1 protein-coding gene is annotated in these 235 nt (G+C 59.1%); it reads left to right on the top strand.

What is annotated here, in order from left to right:
- Positions 1 to 27: 27 nt before the first annotated feature.
- The coding region (locus RYX56_RS25360; protein ID WP_317124514.1) for a hypothetical protein at positions 28 to 235 on the top strand (208 nt) is incomplete at its 3' end.

Raw genomic sequence — 235 nt, 5'->3', positions numbered from 1 at the left:
CCGCACACGCAGTGGATGCTCGGTCAGTTGACGGCGAAGCTCACGCGCATTGCGAACATGCCTCTGCAAGCGAAGGGCGATCAGAAGGCCCTTCCGGCGGATGAGCTCCCATGGAAAACGCCGGCTGAACTTCCTGTGTCGATGGCTCCCGACGTCGGAACTTCGACGAACTTGAACCCCGCGATGGACGGTAAAATTTTCGGCGCTCCAGTGGTCGTCGATTACGAAACCGATC

The organism is Alkalihalophilus lindianensis, assembly GCF_032843265.1.
In the GTDB taxonomy this organism is placed as follows: domain Bacteria; phylum Bacillota; class Bacilli; order Bacillales; family Bacillaceae_D; genus Alkalihalophilus; species Alkalihalophilus lindianensis.
Note: the sequence above shows the minus strand (reverse complement) of the source record. Positions and strands in the feature narration are given on the sequence as shown.